Here is a 15917-nt window from a genome sequence, read left to right as displayed (position 1 = left end):
TAAACAGGGAATCAACATGTAGAGGATGAAGCCACTTTCACTGTAATAAATATATTACTAGGCTAAAGGCAGACAGATAGAGGCATCTATGCATGGGCAGACTTATCCAGCTCTTTCCCGCTCAATGAAACAAGATCTGCAAAAGAAAATGAGGAGAAGCATTCATGAGTCCGTGAATCAAGATAATCACCCATACTCTACGATAGCGGGCCCATAAATAACCAAGAAACAGACCCGTAACCCCATGATTTGCAATCACTGTTGCCACATCAACATCCCACTGACCAGATCCTTGAATGGCGACATGCCAAATGGACCATAACATTGAAACTAGTAGAATGGCAGGCCATCTTCCCAGCAATGCCTCCAACCGGGTTTGCAGCCATACCCGATAGAAAACTTCCTCCAATACACTATTGATAATAAAACCAATCAACACCAAGAGAAGTAATTCTGTCAAATCGGTTGCTTCGATTGCTCCTTCTGGTTGTGCAATTGGGGAATAGAACTTTAGATAACCCCAGACCACAATAATGATTATTGGCGCAATGACGTGTCTGCGAGAGCGAGGCTTTGCCGAGATAATTTCTTGTTGCGCGCCAGTCGTTTTGCGATAAATTAGCAAGAAAATCAGCGGAATGCACAACAGTGTCGTCAACTTGAACGCCAAATAATATAGCTCGAAATGTAATCCTTGCTGGTCAATCGTTATAAGAGAAGCCGTAAATAAAACGCATGACACCAATAACACACTCGATTGTACGACCAAGTGATGTCTCTCCATTTTTTGGAAAGACGGGTGATTTTGACTTTTATAAGGAATCATACGGATTAGAAAAATGCCAAGGAATGCCGGCAACCAACTATGCCATATTGGAATTACTCCCTCACGATCAGCCGTGTACCTTATATTCAAGTTTCCGGTCCACACTAACCACAATACAGCAACAATTATAATTATCATGCACAATAAGCCGATTGCCTTTCCCCATGCTGGAAGCATTACTTTGAATTGCTGGTTCATTCCAATTGCACTCCTTTGAGTTGCATGCCGCTTTTGCCTCGTTCTTTTTTATTTCAGTTGAGTTAAATAAACTCTAGCACATTCCATCTTTATCGTCTATTTATTTCAGTTGAGTTAAATAATATGATATTCTGTGTATATGCCAAAAATCGTGGACCATGAGAAAATGAAGAATATTATCGCAGAAGCAACTTGGAAAATCATTAGCGAGAAAGGCATTCATCATGCAACGTCAAGAACGATTGCGAAGGAAGCCGGACTATCACAAGGAGCTTTAAGACATTACTTTTCAAAACAAGAGAGCCTATTAGCGTTTGCGATGGAGTTAGTTAAGGAAAAGGTACTTATTCGGCTAAGAAATCTGAATGCAAGAGAACTGGCGCCTCAAGAAAGAATTGTTGAATACTTGCTTGAGCTAGTCCCGACTGATGAACAAACATTATTGGAAATGGAGGTTTGGTTTGCATTTGTTACCTATGGAAAAACGCAAAAAGGGTTCGATACCAATTATGAGGACCTCCAAAACGCAATCAAGAATTGCATTATATACTTGAAAAATGAAGGTCTTCTGAGCACAACCGATGAAGAGAAGGAACAAGAAAAACTGTTTGCCTTTATCAATGGAATGGCTCTCAATTTGTATTTAGAGCCTGATAAGATAAATCGAACACGAAGCAAAGAAATGATACAAGACTATATCCATTGGATTATACGTTAAAGGAAAGCATGACGTATAAATCGGGGAGTTAAGTCAGCTGGCCAGAGCCAAGCAGAATACACTTTCCGTGCCTGTGCCTATTCGGGCGTGCATGGATTGATATTCTCTTGGGGCCCACAGCTGCCTACTGTGTAACCAATTGCAGACCAATCTACAGCTGGAGCGACTGGATTAGTTATGAGGAGAATTCGGTGGCTACAGGGGAAGAATAAATGAAAGAAGCCCACATCTGACGATGCGGGCTTTTCGTCTTCCAACTTGATGGCAATGGAGGAGAAGCTAGCCTTCAACCGAATTGACTGATAATTAGACGTATTAATATAGAAGCAGTCCGACCCATGCCACCAATTAATCGAAATATTTTATCTGCAGGTTGCTAAATACTGCCGTCCCCCCTTCAGCATAGAGTGTGATCCCACGGTCGTTCAAGTGGGGGAAGATGATATTGGATAACACCAATGAACCATCATCGACGAAGACCTCGATACTGGTCTTGTCTACCAGAATCTTGAGATGAACTTTGTTCTTCTCCGGAGCGAATGCCGCTTGACTCTCCAAGTCTCGGCCACTCCTGTCAGGATTCCCGGTATAGGTCCGGTTCACATAGACATAGCCACCTTCTACATTGACGCCTGTATCCACATGTCGGCTCTGGTCGTTGGATTCACGAAGCCTTAATCCAATATTATTGATCTTGGTCCACGATATATCGGCCTCAAGCTGATACGAATCTCCCGTCACATGAAGTGTATGAGATCCCTTCACTGTAATCGGTTTAAAGGCAGTCTCCGAGACCACCGCCTGTTCCAGAGACTCAATCGGTCTTGAGATCAGTCGATACTCACCCGTTTTTGTTGTAATCAGTTTAATTTCACGAACAATCGAATCCATGCCGTTGTAACCTTCCTGCAGTGTGGGCGTATTGTTGGCATAGCTCCAGTTATTCATCCAGGCGAATGCGTAGCGATGATCGGTTTTGTCAGTGCTTGCCCCATCTTCGAATGTAACTCCCCCATACCAGTCGAAGCCATAGTCCAGCCATTGTGGTTCATGAAGGTCGGGAACAAATTCTTTGCCATTAAAGCTTCCGGTCCAGTAAGCGTAGGTATTGGGTTGTCCTGATGATCTGCCATTGGCGCTTACGCCGAGTACCCATTTATAGGTTCCGTTATCTGCCCGCATCACAAAGAGATCAGGACATTCCACCAACCCCACTTTTTCCGTGAAGAAGCCGCCGGTATATCGCCAATTTTTCAGATTAACCGATTCATAGAATCCAATCTTCGTCCCTTCAGCCAGAGCCATAACCCACTTTCGGGATTGCTCATCCCAGATGATTTTAGGGTCTCTAAAATCCTTTTGTCCCGGATTCTTGATCACCGGTCGATCTCCATATGGCTTAAACGTTTTCCCTTGATTGGTGCTGTACCATAAGTATTGTTCCTGCTGTCCGCTGTCGGCAGAGGGCTGCGTCATGATTGCAACAATTGCTCCCTTGCCGAAGCCGGCTGTACCTGACTCATCCACAACCAATGAGCCAGACCATGGATCACCGTTCCGGTTCGTATATTTAGGGATTGCTATTCCTTCATCCTTCCAATGAACCAGATCGCCCGATGTTGCATGCCGCCATTCCGTACCATTACCTGTGGGGTAATCACCGTTATACAGATAATAATAGTGGTACTTCCCGTCCAGATATATCGGCCTTTGGGGATCATTCTTCCACTTGTCTGGCGTTGTAAAATGGAAGCTAGCTCTCATACTCGCGCTAGGAGAGGCTACTCCCGTATCCTCTGTAGGCCATGGGCTGTTGGTCAAGATCGGAATGACAGTGAAAGCGAGCGTGATCACACCACAGACAGCAGACCCGATGACCATTTTCTTTCTAATTTTAATATTCATAACAATACCCCGCTTGTAAAAAAAGAAAATGCCAATAGTTATCGACATTTTCTTTCTTCAGACTCTCTGTGGAGTTGGTTTACTCCACTGTCAATTGTCCTTGTGCCAGAATGCTTTCCTTCACTACGGATGTTTTGGATCCTTTGATATTCACCAGGAAACTTGGTGCGAAGGTAGAGTGATGATCTTCAAACATTCCTCGGTTGGTCATGTAACTAGTGATCACTACGTTGTTGCCTTGAACCTGCGGAATAGCAAAATGTGCGTAAGTCCAGGTAACATCCTTAGGATCCAGATCCTGATGCAGTACTAGTCCGCTACCATTCAACGGCTTGTATGGTCCTGTCAGAGAATTAGATACATATCCCAACATGTAGATATCTTCAGCATCGACACCATCCACAACCATTTTGGCTCCTCTTGTATCCGTGAACAAATACCATTTTCCATTCAACTTAAAGACATTTGCACGTTCAATTTCATCTGTTACTGTATTCGATGCAATCAGCGGCTTCATCACTTGTTTTAAAGTATAATCGTCATTCAGTTCAATGATCCCCAAAGCGCCATTGGCTAAGGAAGCTAACTTTTTATTAGGGCTTTGCAGCAAATTCCCCCTCTCGGCCTGGAAGAACTTCTTGCTTCCTTCGTAGAAGGCTCTGTTATTAAATGCATCCTCGCCCTGGTAGCCCGTCTCTGTTCCAGTATTGGCTTCGAAAACAAGGTATTTGTGACCATTATCTTCAACGTAATGAGGATCTCTCAGCGTATGATTGTCGGAATAATCCCCACCGCTGAAAGCCTGCTCCACGGTTTGATACATTTTGCCGTCACCATCAAAGATCGACTTGAAATCTTCAACACCATCCACCTTGAGTGTATTCTCTGTAAGTTCGGAGACATTGATTTGCGCAGTCGTCAGGGTTTGCTTGCCATAAAATCCGTTGGCCGGGTCCCAGCCATGACGATTGGTGTAGAACAGACGAATATGGCCATCCGTAGTCAGCGTAGAAGAGCCGGACCATTCCTCTGCCTGCTGATTCAGAATGGGGTCATTCGGAACGTCCTTGTCGGTGTTTTTGAACACTCTGCCTGCATTTTTCCAGGCATCAATGGATGTGTCTCCTGCCTTTTTGTAGAACATATAGATGAATGTGTCCCATCCCCGATCCGGGTCACCCGCCAGGCCAAAGACGATTTGATAACCATGATAGTCAGCTACGGTACCATCCGCATTCTGCAGTGGCCAGGTATCCCACACATCCATGTCGATGATGTTACCATTCTCATCATACCCTTTTGCAGAAGGCAGATTTTGGATAGTAGATGCGTCAAACTGAGGAACCTTGAATCGTTCTTTGATCTGTTCCTCAGGAATTTTCAGGGCGTCTGCGCGTGTAATATGCGAGAAACCATAACTCTCTTTGTAGTCTGAACTTTCTTTTGCAAAAGCCGAAGCTCCCCCGCCTGCCAATAGTGCTGTTGCCAACGTTACTGCTGTCACTCTTCTCATCATCTTCTGGAAATTCATTAGGTGTATCCCTCTCTCTTGTCATTTTTTTCCGGAAAACAGAAAAAGACCTAAAAATCGTTAGGGTATGGTGGATATACCGATCCCAACGGACTTTTAGGTCTTGCCTGCTTACCAGTAACAATCCCGACATATTCAACTGTCGATAACTATTCTATATGGTCCGATCAAAACTTGGCTATAGATCGAAACTCCCGATTCGGATCAAGGACCAGGGACTCAGTTTATCAAGCATCAGAATCAATCCGAGGTTGGATGAAGTCGATGATCTATCCGGTTGATTTCCATGGCGATCACAACCAGTTGGCTTTCGGTAAAAGCATATCCATAATCCTCTTCAACCATTTCACAGATCTCGCGGGCCTGTGTATATGCTTCGGTAAAATTCATCTTTGCCATCGCTACAAGCTCCGGATTCAGTTCATTGCGGAGTCTGCCTGATTCATCCGTTTGCAGCATATTCTCAAGCTGGGTCAAAAGTCGCTCATAGTTCGCAGACCGTCGATCCAGTACACCGGCAACTTGTCCTACACCTTCCGCGATATCCCTGATCATGGCCGTCTTTTCCGGAGCCTTATAGCTCATGCCCGCATTTTTCCAGGCCGTATGGATATGCATGGCGATATAACCAACCTCATCTTCCGGGATGACCACCTGCAATTTCTCGTAGATCAAACGCTTGGCATGAAGCCCAAGCTGGAACTCTCTTGGATAGAGGATACGAATCTCCTCAAGCAGCGTATTCCGAATTTCGATTCCCTTGCCAATCCGCTCCAGAGCAAACGAGAGATGGTCTGTAAGAGCGATATGGATATGCTCATGAAACGTAACACCCAGTGATTTCTCGGCGAAAGTGATGATCTGCTGGGCGACTGCAATTTCTTCTTCAGGCAGGGTCCCCAGTATTTCCTGAAGGTGGTTATAGCGTTTCGGATCAGTCATCACAAACACTTTTTCAACAAGGCTTGGGTCTACAATATCATTTTTTCCTTTGTGGAAAACAACACCCGGCCCCATGACTATTTTCTCTTCTCCATGATCGTTAACCACAGCGGCATTATTGTTGAGTATTTTTTTGATCTTCATGTTAGTCTCCTATGCCTGTTCGTTAAGTTTATCAGCTTCTGGTCGAACATCGCGATCAACACCGAGCAGCAAGGTAACAGTAAAAGCCGTCGCCAGCGCAAGCACAAAACCGATCAGATAATGAACAAGATTCATCAACCCCGGCTGTACGATAAAAGCAATCATCGGCAATCCGGTTAGCCCAAATGAATTGGCCACAACCTGATGAAATGCGACATATGCTCCTCCGGCGGCTCCTCCGGCGGCCGCACCCAGAAAGGGGCGCCCAAGTTTAAGATTCACACCATAGGTGACTGGCTCGGTAATACCGAACAGCGCGGTGATCGAAGCAGGCAATGCTATTTTTCTCAATGCTTCGTCCCGGGTTCTGACATACACTGCAAGACCCGCCCCTGCTTGCGCAATATTCGCCATGGACCAGATCGGAAGCAAGAAGTTGAAGCCGATATCCGGATTGGAAATCAGTCCAACTTCGACAGCCTGAATCCCGTGGTGGAGACCGGTGATCACAATGGAGCTGTAGATCCCTCCAAGCAGAAGGCCAAAAAGCAAGCTCCCGTAGTTGAAGACGTGTTCGAGAATACTTCCCAGCGATCGGCCCAGACCAAGAGCAAGGGGTTCTATAACCAGTACCGCAAGGCTGCCCGCGATGCTAAAGCTTAAGAAGGGAACGAGAAGAACAGCTCCGGATGACGGCATCCATCGGCGTAGTCCTTTCTCCATTATCGTTAGCATAAGCGCCGCAAGAACGGTTGGGATTATGGCTCCCTGATACCCGAATTGCGGTGATAGGGGCAAAGCTTGAGTAAAGGCTGGCTCTCCACCGATTTCGGTGAATGGAAGAATCCCCGGATGAGTCATGACAATTCCAACAGCGGCACCAAGCGCCGGGGTTCCCCCGAACCGCTTGGCCGTGTTGTATCCGAAGAGAACCGCCATCAGCTGGAACGCGGAGCCCGTCAGCAGTGACAGAATCCGGAACCACATTTGACTCGGATCATCCCAACCGAATGCTCCCGCAAGTCCCAAGAGACCCAACAGCAGTCCAGCCCCGACGAAGAGTGGAATAATGGGCACAACGATATCAGAAAAAAATTGGAATGCGTCCATCAACCTGTGTAACAATGCTCGTGAATGAAGCCCCTTATCATTGGATGACCTGCTGGCAGTAGACATGGACGGCAGTGAGTAGGATTCAATATGACCTTCTTCGTGTAGCCGTGGTGTGACAGGTCCATTCGGGTCGTCTTCTTTTGGTATGGACGAAGCAGCTGACTGAAGCATGCCATTCACCTGGCGATTAACCTTCGAGACAAGAGCGGGACCAAGGATAATCTGCAATTGTCCAGCACGAACGTAAACCCCTTGAATTTCCTGCATACCGTCAAGAGTTTCTTGTTCTACCAGATCACTGTTCTGCAATCGGAGTCGGAGTCGTGTCGTGCAATGGGTGCTTTCGATAATATTGCCCGTTCCTCCAGACAATTCAATAAGTTGTGTGGCTAATGCCCTTGCGGAACTACGCCCCTTGGTGACACTCCGGTCATCCTGCTGCATGGATGCTCCTCCCTGTTACTTAGCATTAAAACGACATCGAAGGATCGATGTCTATCGTTGAAAGTTGATCTTCTACAAAAATAACAATTCCGTCATTTTTGGCAATATTACTATTGTGACCACTTCACTTTCCAAAATCAATGGTCAGTAAATACCACTACTCTGAGGACAATGGCTCATCTTGGCTGTTTATCCGATTCTATCAGACCGTCCCCGGCGAATTTTGCCGGAAGCCGTAGCGACGATCAGTTTTTTAACTAAAAATGGAGCAACCTGCCAACTAGCAGACTGCCCCTTATTGAACTAATGGTTTCCCGTTAGCTCAAATCTTGGGCGGACCAAGGGAGGAAAGGATGCAGTCAGCCTGCCGAGTCAGTCACTTTGACGAAGTTCATCCATAATTGTTGTTTAATCTCTTTAAAATAATGTCTACAATTTCAGTTGTTTTTAAGTGATCCGTAATTAAATGCTCTTGATAAATTTCCCTCCTAAAAGCTTCGACACAAGTAGCTGTCCGTTGGAATGACCATCCCCCTACCTTGTCACCGCGCTTGACTAATCTGTTATAAATGGTGTCCTCTGAAGCTATCAAACAAAAATGATACAGTTCTTCATCCAATTCTTTAAATCCATTGTAAATGTAATTGAAGTTCTCCTCTTTATACAGGGTCATAGGCACAATTAAGTGTTTTTGATACTTCTTCTTTACCTCCCCTGCCACATTTACAGTCAAGGTTTTCCAAAGCTCCATGTCCTGGAAATCATCAGTTTGTTCGTGGGTATGCCTCACTTCTTTAGGGGCAATTTTCCAAGTCATAAGTCCAATATCTTCAGGATCAAATATCATACTATTGGCAATTAAGGGTTGAAGCATTTGAGCTGTGGAGGTCTTACCAGAACCAAAAGCCCCATTAATCATGATAATCACGTGATCACTCCTCTGGTAATATAGCCTTCCTAGAACATTGTACTTCATTGGTTATTGTCCAAAAAAGTCCAATTCTCATGTATCATCTTTACATGTTAATTTGGTCATTTCCACGTTAAACTGCCCGACCGGCCATCTTCCTTCCATTCCTTCTCAATTACCGGATCGTATAGACACTGGGAAGAACAGTGCATTGGTCAAGCTTATGCCTCTCTAATTTGTTTGTAACGAAATCCCCGTGACCGGGTCTTATATACGTAAGGTGGTGAACAAGTGGCCGATGTGGAACAAATCTACGAACAATATTTTCAGGAGGTATACTTATTTGCGTTATCTTTAAGCAGAAATCAGCAGATAGCGGAAGAAATCACTCAGGAAACGTTTGTAAAAGCCGTGAAGAATATTGACCAGTTCAAAGGCAATTGTAAAATCAGCGTCTGGCTATGCCAAATCGCCAAAAATACTTATTTCACGTACATGGACAAACAAAAACGTTTCGAACCTGAACCCCCGCCTGACACCAGGTCTGGCACCAGCCTCACGATGGAACAACAACTGATCGACAAAACAGAGGCTTTGCGCATCCATAAGCTATTGCACAACCTTAAGGAGCCTTACAAGGAAGTGTTTACGCTGCGGGTGTTTGGCGAGCTGTCTTTTGACCATATCAGCCAGATCTTCGGAAGAACGGAAAGCTGGGCCAGAGTAACCTTTCATCGTGCAAGGAACACCATTCAAGACTTATTACTGGAGGAAAAGCCATGAACAAACTATCCTGCGAAGTCGTTCGGGATTTGCTGCCGCTGTATTACGATGAGGTATGCAGTGCTAACACCAAAGACGCCGTCGAAGCTCACCTGGCTACCTGCGAAGCGTGTAAAGCAGCCCTACACAAGCTTCATCAGAGCAGCAGCCTGCCTTTTGAGGTGATGGAGAAAAATAGACAGGCAAGCACAGGGCTGGCCAGCTTTAAGGCATATTGGCGGCGCTCGAAAACAGCGTCTTTTGTGAAAGGCCTGGTGCTCGCGACAGCCGTGAGCGGAGCCATATATCTCGGCTATGTCGGATTATTCCAATGGAATATTAACGAGGTTCCGGCCAGTGTCATTAAAGTCACCAAAGTCAGTCGGCTCCATGATGGAAGAATCGCGTATCATGTGAATATGACCGACGGTTACCGGGTGGATCAGGTGAATTACACCTTGGAGGATGACGGAGATTTCTATATGACACCAGTCCGGCCTTTGATCAAATCCAAGAAATTCGCCGAGATCAGTCTTGGCAATATCAACAACTTCGTGGATCTCGATCAATTAAATGCCAACCGGAAGAACCCTGAAATCACCATTAAGGCCATTTATTACGGTCCGAAGGACAATGCGACGCTGCTCTGGAAGGAAGGCATGGAGCTGCCACCTGCAAGCGAGGAGGTTGAAGCACACTATGCGAATTAGGATTGGAAGCTTGTTTAGCTTCTCATGTGCTCCCTGTTTTTCTGCTATATGAATTCCATATTGATGTGAGCAAAGGAAAGGATTCTAATGACCAGCCCTCTCCAAACGCCGGAAGCTGGAGCCGACTGGATCAGTTATGGGAAAATCCGGCTTACGAGTCCTGACCCGCCCGGGAGGCTGCGTCAGGCCCTGCTCCCGTATAACAGCAAACGGATCCCATATCATTTTCTGTTCAAACCGACAGGTTTCCGGCTGCATTCCGATACTTAACGATATAGCTGATATATTCTTTGGCACTTTGGTTAATTTCTTCATCGGTGACCTGAAATGAGGCCCCAAAGACTGCAAAATACGGTAACGCTACCGCGCCAACATGGTTTATGCTGGCTATGAAAGGTGTAATCACTTCATCTACGCTAAACGAAACAGAGCCCTCTCGCGTGTAATTTCCCTTTTTATCCCCAATGGACATGGCGAGGCTCAGCCTTTTCCCATGCAATTTATTGCCTTTTGACCCATACGCCCATCCGTAAGTAAAAACATCATCAAACCACTTTTTGAGCAAAGGCGGATAGCTGTACCAATATAGCGGAAACTGCAAGATAATATGATCATATGCTTCGAGCAGCTTCTGTTCTCTGGAAACATCGATGTTCCAATCCGGATATGCTTGGTAGATCTCATGGATTGTAATATCAGTCGCATGCTGTTCAAGTTCTTGTTTCCAGCGCCGATTCACTCTCGAAACGTCAATATTTGGATGTGCCAGAATCACAAGTGTTTTCATTTTTGAATTCCTTTCTTCGTTCAGGTTAAACCTTTTGTTTGAATAACGCCATTATCATATAGGCCCAGCAAAAAGAAAATACACACAATAAAGTAAGATGGTTACTTCAAGGTGTGTATGGACTTCATCAGCAAAGTTGTGAGAAAATGAACAGTTATACCGACTCATCAAGATGTAACCTGAACGAGGTGAACTGTCATGAAACAATACAATCTGGGAATCGAAGCAACACTTGAAATGATCGGCGGCAAATGGAAAGCGCTAATCATATGTTTATTAATGTCAGGCGTGAAGAGGACAGGCGAGCTGCAGCGCAGTATCGACGGCATTTCGCAAAAGGTTCTGATTCAGCAATTACGCGAGCTTGAGAAGGACGGTCTTGTCAGAAGACATGTGTATCAACAGATGCCGCCAAAAGTGGAATACAGCCTTACGGAATATGGGGTTACTGCCAACAAGATTGTGGATGTGATGTGTGCATGGGGACGGGAAAATATAACATTAAGACAGCAGCAGGGAGAAGATATTATACTTTTGGAAAATAAAGAGTCTGTTCTTGATCAGCTACCCCTCGATTCGAACAATTGAAAAGAAGGAGAACTTGAATTGAAAAACTATCTCGTATTTGGCGCAAGCAAAGGACTTGGAGATGCCTTCGTGAGAGGTGTTCCCGAGCAGGGAGACAAGGTCTGGGTCATCTCTCGCAGCAGGCCTGACAGTTTGAACCTGAATGACGGCGTAGAACGCATATGGATACAGGCGGATCTGTCTGATCTCCATGCAGCCAACGTGGTCAGCGACGCTCTCCAGCACGAAACACTGGATGTTCTCATTTACAATGTAGGCATTTGGGAAAAGGAAGGGTTTAAGGATCACTATACGTTTGATCAGGACGCTCCTGCTGCTATCTCGAATCTGATTCATGTAAATATAACTTCAGCGATTGTATGCATTCAGGCATTACTGCCCCATCTCCGGCAATCGGCGGCCGGCAAAATCATTCTGATCGGCTCGACTGCTGGTCTGAATAATTCGAATAACACTCAGGTTTCATTTGTAGCTTCCAAATTTGCCATTCGAGGAATTACGGAGGCCCTGCGGGAGCACACGAGACATGATGGCATTGCCGTTACATGTATTAACCCTGGGGAGCTTGCAGCTGAAATACCTTATGAAGAGGGAAGTGAGCGTGCACTTGCTGAATATAATGGCACACGTATCCCCCTCCAGGATATGGTTTCCATCGTCAAATGCATCGTGAACCTGTCCAAAGCAGCCTGCGTAAAAGAAATCAATATGCCTGCGATAACGGATACCAACGCATAATAAAGGCTTGATGTTTTATTGCAGTCCCCATCCAATCATGGAGAATCCTTATAGCAACCAAGGAATAACAGAAGGATTCAATACAGTAAAAAGCCCGTTAAGTAACGGGCTTTTTACCTTTTCATTATGGACTACCATTTCAAGCTGACAAGTCACTTCGAAGCGGCCATCGTCAGCTGCTCTACCAGTGCCCGAAGCGAATAATCAGAGGTTGAACACAGCTGTATACTCCCACCCTGCTGCGGCAGAACGGCGTCATCATACGGATTGCGCAGCACCAGATTTAGTAGGGGCTTAACCGAAGCCAGTGCCTCGGCGAGCGCCAACTGACCTGTGAACAGATGAGCATTAAGCGTACCCTGGATCACAACATCCGCACCAGCCGTCTGCTGTACGAGTGACGTGATCTCGTCCGCATCCGGCCTCATAGAACAGTGGTGCGTCACCACCGTTATTCCTGCATCCTTCAAAAGTGATGCCAGTCTGATCTCGGCTGCACCGCTATTATCGGCCTGCGTCAGCTGCTCCTGCTTCGGCAGAATCAGCAAATAATTCAGCGAAGTCCTGAGCGGAAGCATTCGTTGTGGATCTCGGGTGACTTTCACGGTTTTACGAGCCAGATTCAGTGCCTCCTCATCCCACTCCTCTCTCGGAATAGGCTGGGCAGACGCTTGGTATTGTTGGAATTTACCGTATAGCTGCTGGATCCGATGAACAGACTCATCAATTCGCGCCTCGTCGATCCGCCCGTCCTGCACGGCTGCCAGAATACCCGCAATAACCCGGCTCTGATACTCAGGGGTGTGACACATTAGAATCATATCGTTTCCCGCCTGTACGGCTAGGACGCCTACTTCATCCGGACTGAAATGATTACGGATCGCTCCCATCTCAATATCATCAGTGCAGATTACACCTTCAAATCCCAGCTTGGTACGCAGCAGTTCTGAGGCAAAAAAAGAACTGAGCGAAGCTGGGAGCCCAGCGGATTCCGGAATGTTGGGAAACACCAGATGCCCCATCATGATTGAATCCGCTCCGGCATCGATTGCCTCAACGAACGGGAGCAGCGGTCCCTCCATCAATTGCTCAAGCGTTAGCTCACACGCGGGCAGGACCACATGCGAATCCCCGCTTACTTGGCCGTGACCTGGAAAGTGCTTTGCCGTCACAGCCACACCTGCTTCATGCATCCCCTTGATGTAAGCCCGGCCAAATTGGGCTACCAGCCCTGGATCCTCTCCGAAAGAACGGACACCGACGACGGGATTATCCACATTGGTGTTCACATCCAGTACAGGTGCCCAGTTCATCGGAATCCCCAGCGCATTCAACTGACTGCCGATGAATTTACCGAGCAGATAGGCTGTTTCGGGGACTTCGCTTAACCCCACTGCCCGGTTACCCGGGATATAGGGAAAGAAGGTTTTGAACTTGGACAGGGTGCCTCCTTCTTCATCTACCGAAATATAATAAGGCAACGAGCTGCCAAACTCTCCGGCTATCTTCTGCACTTCTTCGAGTAGTGCCAGCGTCTGCTGCTCACTCTCAACATTATGGGGAAAGATGCCGATTCCGCCAAACCGCTGCTGCGACATTCTCTCCCGAAATTCCGGTTCGGCACAGATCGATGGCGTACCAACCACACACATCATGGCTATTTTATCTTCAAGACTCATCGCCTTCGGTTCAGATTCCGCATAGGTCGCATCCAGTCCCAATTCATGATAGAGTGTGCGTTCCAGATAATCATGCAGATAGAATCTCGATTTCACAAAATGCTCTGCCATAGCAGGCGGCTGGAAACGTTCCAGCGCAGCCCTCATGCGGGGCAAAACCTTCTCGCGTCCACGGCGGTTTCTTGTGTAGTTGTTCTGCAGCGAGCGCCACTCCGCATCATCGCCAGGATACAGCTCCCAGCGGTAAGCATACTTGTGGATCGCTCGTGAACGGTCTGTTGCCACCTCAAAATCATGCATAATGGAAATCAGTTCAGCTTCTTCCTTATGGTTCTGCACCTCGTCCAGCAGCTTCCAGATCACCTCATAATAATCCTCTAACTGATAATTGCCGATGTGAGTATGTCCGGTTACCGGATCAATGCCATGAAATCGTTCCAGGAATCGATCGATGAAGGTGGAGACATCCGCCTTGCGATTCCAGGTTAAGTCCGCATGCAGCAGCATGGGATACCAAGTGGTTTCAAAAATGCCATACGGAACACCGAGGCTGAACGGCCCCGTCCAGTTGGTGGCAACGATACAGTCAAGTTCCAGCTTGCCTGCTGTCTTCGCCCACTGAAGCAAGTTGTCCGTGCGGTTCGATAATACGGGATAATTCTGGTGCTCCGCCCAGTCAAAGCTACGAACGGCTGGAGCTCCCATGACTTCGATGCCTAGCGATCTGAATTTATTCGTATGCGAAGTAACCTCTGCTTCAATATTGCGTCCATTATAAATCCAGATCATGGCTGCACTTCGCTGATCCAGCTTAGCAAGTTCTTCAGGCGGACATTTGTCGAGCATGTCATGCCAGAAAATCGACTGTTTCCCTCGCTCTGCCGTAAATGCAATCAACCGGTTCAAAAAGGCAATAAAGGCTCGTTCCCGCACACCGTCATACTCTACTTGGCAGCGTTCACATTCGCATAGGCTGTAAACCTCGTCACAGCCCAGATGTATATATCGCGATTCCGGGTGGGCGTCAATCATCTCCCCAAGCAGCGTGGTAATCAACTCGAAGGACTCCGGGTGCGACGGACAGATTTCCCCGGTGGACTGCTCTGTTTCGCGAAGGTGCCGCCAGGCTTCATGGCGCAATACATACTCCAGATGTCCGAAGCTCTGTTGAAGCGGAATAATCTCGATAAAATGTTCATGGGCCGTACGCTTCAGTTCTTCAAGCTGCGAAAGGCTTAACGCATGCTTCGGGTGTGCGAACTCGGGGTATGCCCGGAATGGGAATTTATCCTCATATTCAATCAGCACTGCGTTCGTCTTATATTTTGCAAACTCCCCCAAATATTCGATTAGCAGCTCCGGCTTCGAGAACGTCTGGCGCAAATCCAGGTTCATTGCCCGTACAGCCGTATCCGCCCAGTCGGATATAGACACGGCCGGGATGTCTCCATCTGAGCCACGTAGTTGAACCAAGGTCTGTAATCCGTAAAATAAACCCGCCGCATCCAGCGCGTAAACCTCAGCTTTTCGGGCCGATACCTCTAACGTGTAACCTTGCGACCTCCCGGCAAGACAAGCCCATTTTTCTTCCCTTTTTGCAGTGATTGAAGTGACATCAGGGGGGAGCTGGCTCTTTTCCCGTTCTTCCAGAACTTCATCAACGGCCTGATCGTTGCTCTCAGGGTTATGATCTCCCTGCCGTGGTTCTTGGTCCGATAAACGTTCGACAACAAGCATGTAACCTTTATCTATCCTAGAGGATGTATATTGAAGTCCCGGAAATGCCCTTCTGCAATGGATCGCGAGCCGGGGATCCTCCTGATCCATATACATGCTTATTCTTGCCTTGCCATCCAGTCGCAAGGGACTTTCCTGAACGGCTGTCATCTGCTTCGGTTGTGGTATCAAGCTCTGCATCGCTC

The 15917-nt window shown here is 46.9% G+C and carries 14 protein-coding genes; 6 read left to right on the top strand and 8 right to left on the bottom strand.

The genetic code is table 11. The features are described from left to right. Positions 1–121: 121 nt before the first annotated feature. The gene (locus ABGV42_RS23425; protein WP_347383921.1) at positions 122–1024 is read right to left on the bottom strand and encodes a CPBP family intramembrane glutamic endopeptidase; all 903 of its coding nucleotides are present in this window, start codon (positions 1022–1024) and stop codon (positions 122–124) included. Positions 1025–1163: 139 nt separating this feature from the next. Here ABGV42_RS23425 and ABGV42_RS23420 point away from each other — a divergent pair, with 139 nt between their 5' ends. Beyond that, positions 1164–1742, top strand: coding sequence for a TetR/AcrR family transcriptional regulator (locus ABGV42_RS23420; protein WP_347383920.1), 579 nt, complete (start codon positions 1164–1166; stop codon positions 1740–1742). A gap of 348 nt (positions 1743–2090) precedes the next feature. On the opposite strand, the gene ABGV42_RS23415 is transcribed toward ABGV42_RS23420, so the two are convergent. The 5 genes from ABGV42_RS23415 to ABGV42_RS23395 form a co-directional block, all read right to left on the bottom strand. Beyond that, the gene (locus tag ABGV42_RS23415; protein ID WP_431523687.1) at positions 2091–3623 is read right to left on the bottom strand and encodes a glycoside hydrolase family 32 protein; all 1533 of its coding nucleotides are present in this window, start codon (positions 3621–3623) and stop codon (positions 2091–2093) included. A gap of 103 nt (positions 3624–3726) precedes the next feature. Beyond that, positions 3727–5178, bottom strand: a complete 1452-nt coding sequence (locus ABGV42_RS23410) for a glycoside hydrolase family 68 protein (protein ID WP_347383918.1) — start codon at positions 5176–5178, stop codon at positions 3727–3729. Between the two features lie 240 nt (positions 5179–5418). After that, on the bottom strand, positions 5419–6264 hold the full coding sequence (locus ABGV42_RS23405) for a transcription antiterminator (protein ID WP_347383917.1): 846 nt from the start codon (positions 6262–6264) through the stop codon (positions 5419–5421). A gap of 9 nt (positions 6265–6273) precedes the next feature. After that, positions 6274–7821 (bottom strand): PTS transporter subunit EIIC, encoded by a 1548-nt coding sequence (locus ABGV42_RS23400; protein ID WP_347383916.1) that lies wholly within the window; start codon positions 7819–7821, stop codon positions 6274–6276. Positions 7822–8212: 391 nt separating this feature from the next. Continuing rightward, entirely contained in the window at positions 8213–8740 is a 528-nt protein-coding gene (locus ABGV42_RS23395; RefSeq protein WP_347384475.1) for an AAA family ATPase, read from the bottom strand. 282 nt (positions 8741–9022) lie between these two features. Here ABGV42_RS23395 and ABGV42_RS23390 point away from each other — a divergent pair, with 282 nt between their 5' ends. From ABGV42_RS23390 to ABGV42_RS23380, 3 genes are all read left to right on the top strand, one after another. After that, entirely contained in the window at positions 9023–9514 is a 492-nt protein-coding gene (locus tag ABGV42_RS23390; protein ID WP_347383915.1) for an RNA polymerase sigma factor, read from the top strand. Continuing rightward, entirely contained in the window at positions 9511–10203 is a 693-nt protein-coding gene (locus ABGV42_RS23385) for a zf-HC2 domain-containing protein (protein ID WP_347383914.1), read from the top strand. The genes ABGV42_RS23390 and ABGV42_RS23385 overlap by 4 nt, the downstream gene beginning before the upstream one ends. 87 nt (positions 10204–10290) lie before the next feature. Beyond that, positions 10291–10473, top strand: coding sequence for a hypothetical protein (locus ABGV42_RS23380; RefSeq protein ID WP_347383913.1), 183 nt, complete (start codon positions 10291–10293; stop codon positions 10471–10473). Here the strand turns inward: ABGV42_RS23380 and ABGV42_RS23375 are convergent. Further along, positions 10436–10990: an NAD(P)H-dependent oxidoreductase gene (locus ABGV42_RS23375; protein ID WP_347383912.1), complete on the bottom strand. Its 555-nt coding sequence runs from the start codon at positions 10988–10990 to the stop codon at positions 10436–10438. The two genes, ABGV42_RS23380 and ABGV42_RS23375, sit on opposite strands and share 38 nt — an antisense overlap. Positions 10991–11188: 198 nt before the next feature. On the opposite strand from ABGV42_RS23375, the gene ABGV42_RS23370 reads away from it, so the two are divergent. Together ABGV42_RS23370 and ABGV42_RS23365 are read left to right on the top strand one after the other, a co-directional pair. Further along, positions 11189–11578, top strand: a complete 390-nt coding sequence (locus ABGV42_RS23370; RefSeq protein WP_347383911.1) for a winged helix-turn-helix transcriptional regulator — start codon at positions 11189–11191, stop codon at positions 11576–11578. Between the two features lie 18 nt (positions 11579–11596). Next, positions 11597–12316, top strand: coding sequence for an SDR family NAD(P)-dependent oxidoreductase (locus ABGV42_RS23365; protein WP_347383910.1), 720 nt, complete (start codon positions 11597–11599; stop codon positions 12314–12316). Between the two features lie 152 nt (positions 12317–12468). Here the strand turns inward: ABGV42_RS23365 and ABGV42_RS23360 are convergent, their stop codons facing one another. Next, positions 12469–15912, bottom strand: coding sequence for a glycoside hydrolase family 3 N-terminal domain-containing protein (locus ABGV42_RS23360; RefSeq protein ID WP_347383909.1), 3444 nt, complete (start codon positions 15910–15912; stop codon positions 12469–12471). Positions 15913–15917: the final 5 nt, after the last annotated feature.

This window comes from Paenibacillus pabuli, assembly GCF_039831995.1.
Classification (GTDB): domain Bacteria; phylum Bacillota; class Bacilli; order Paenibacillales; family Paenibacillaceae; genus Paenibacillus; species Paenibacillus pabuli_C.
This window is presented reverse-complemented; position numbering and strand designations above follow the sequence as displayed.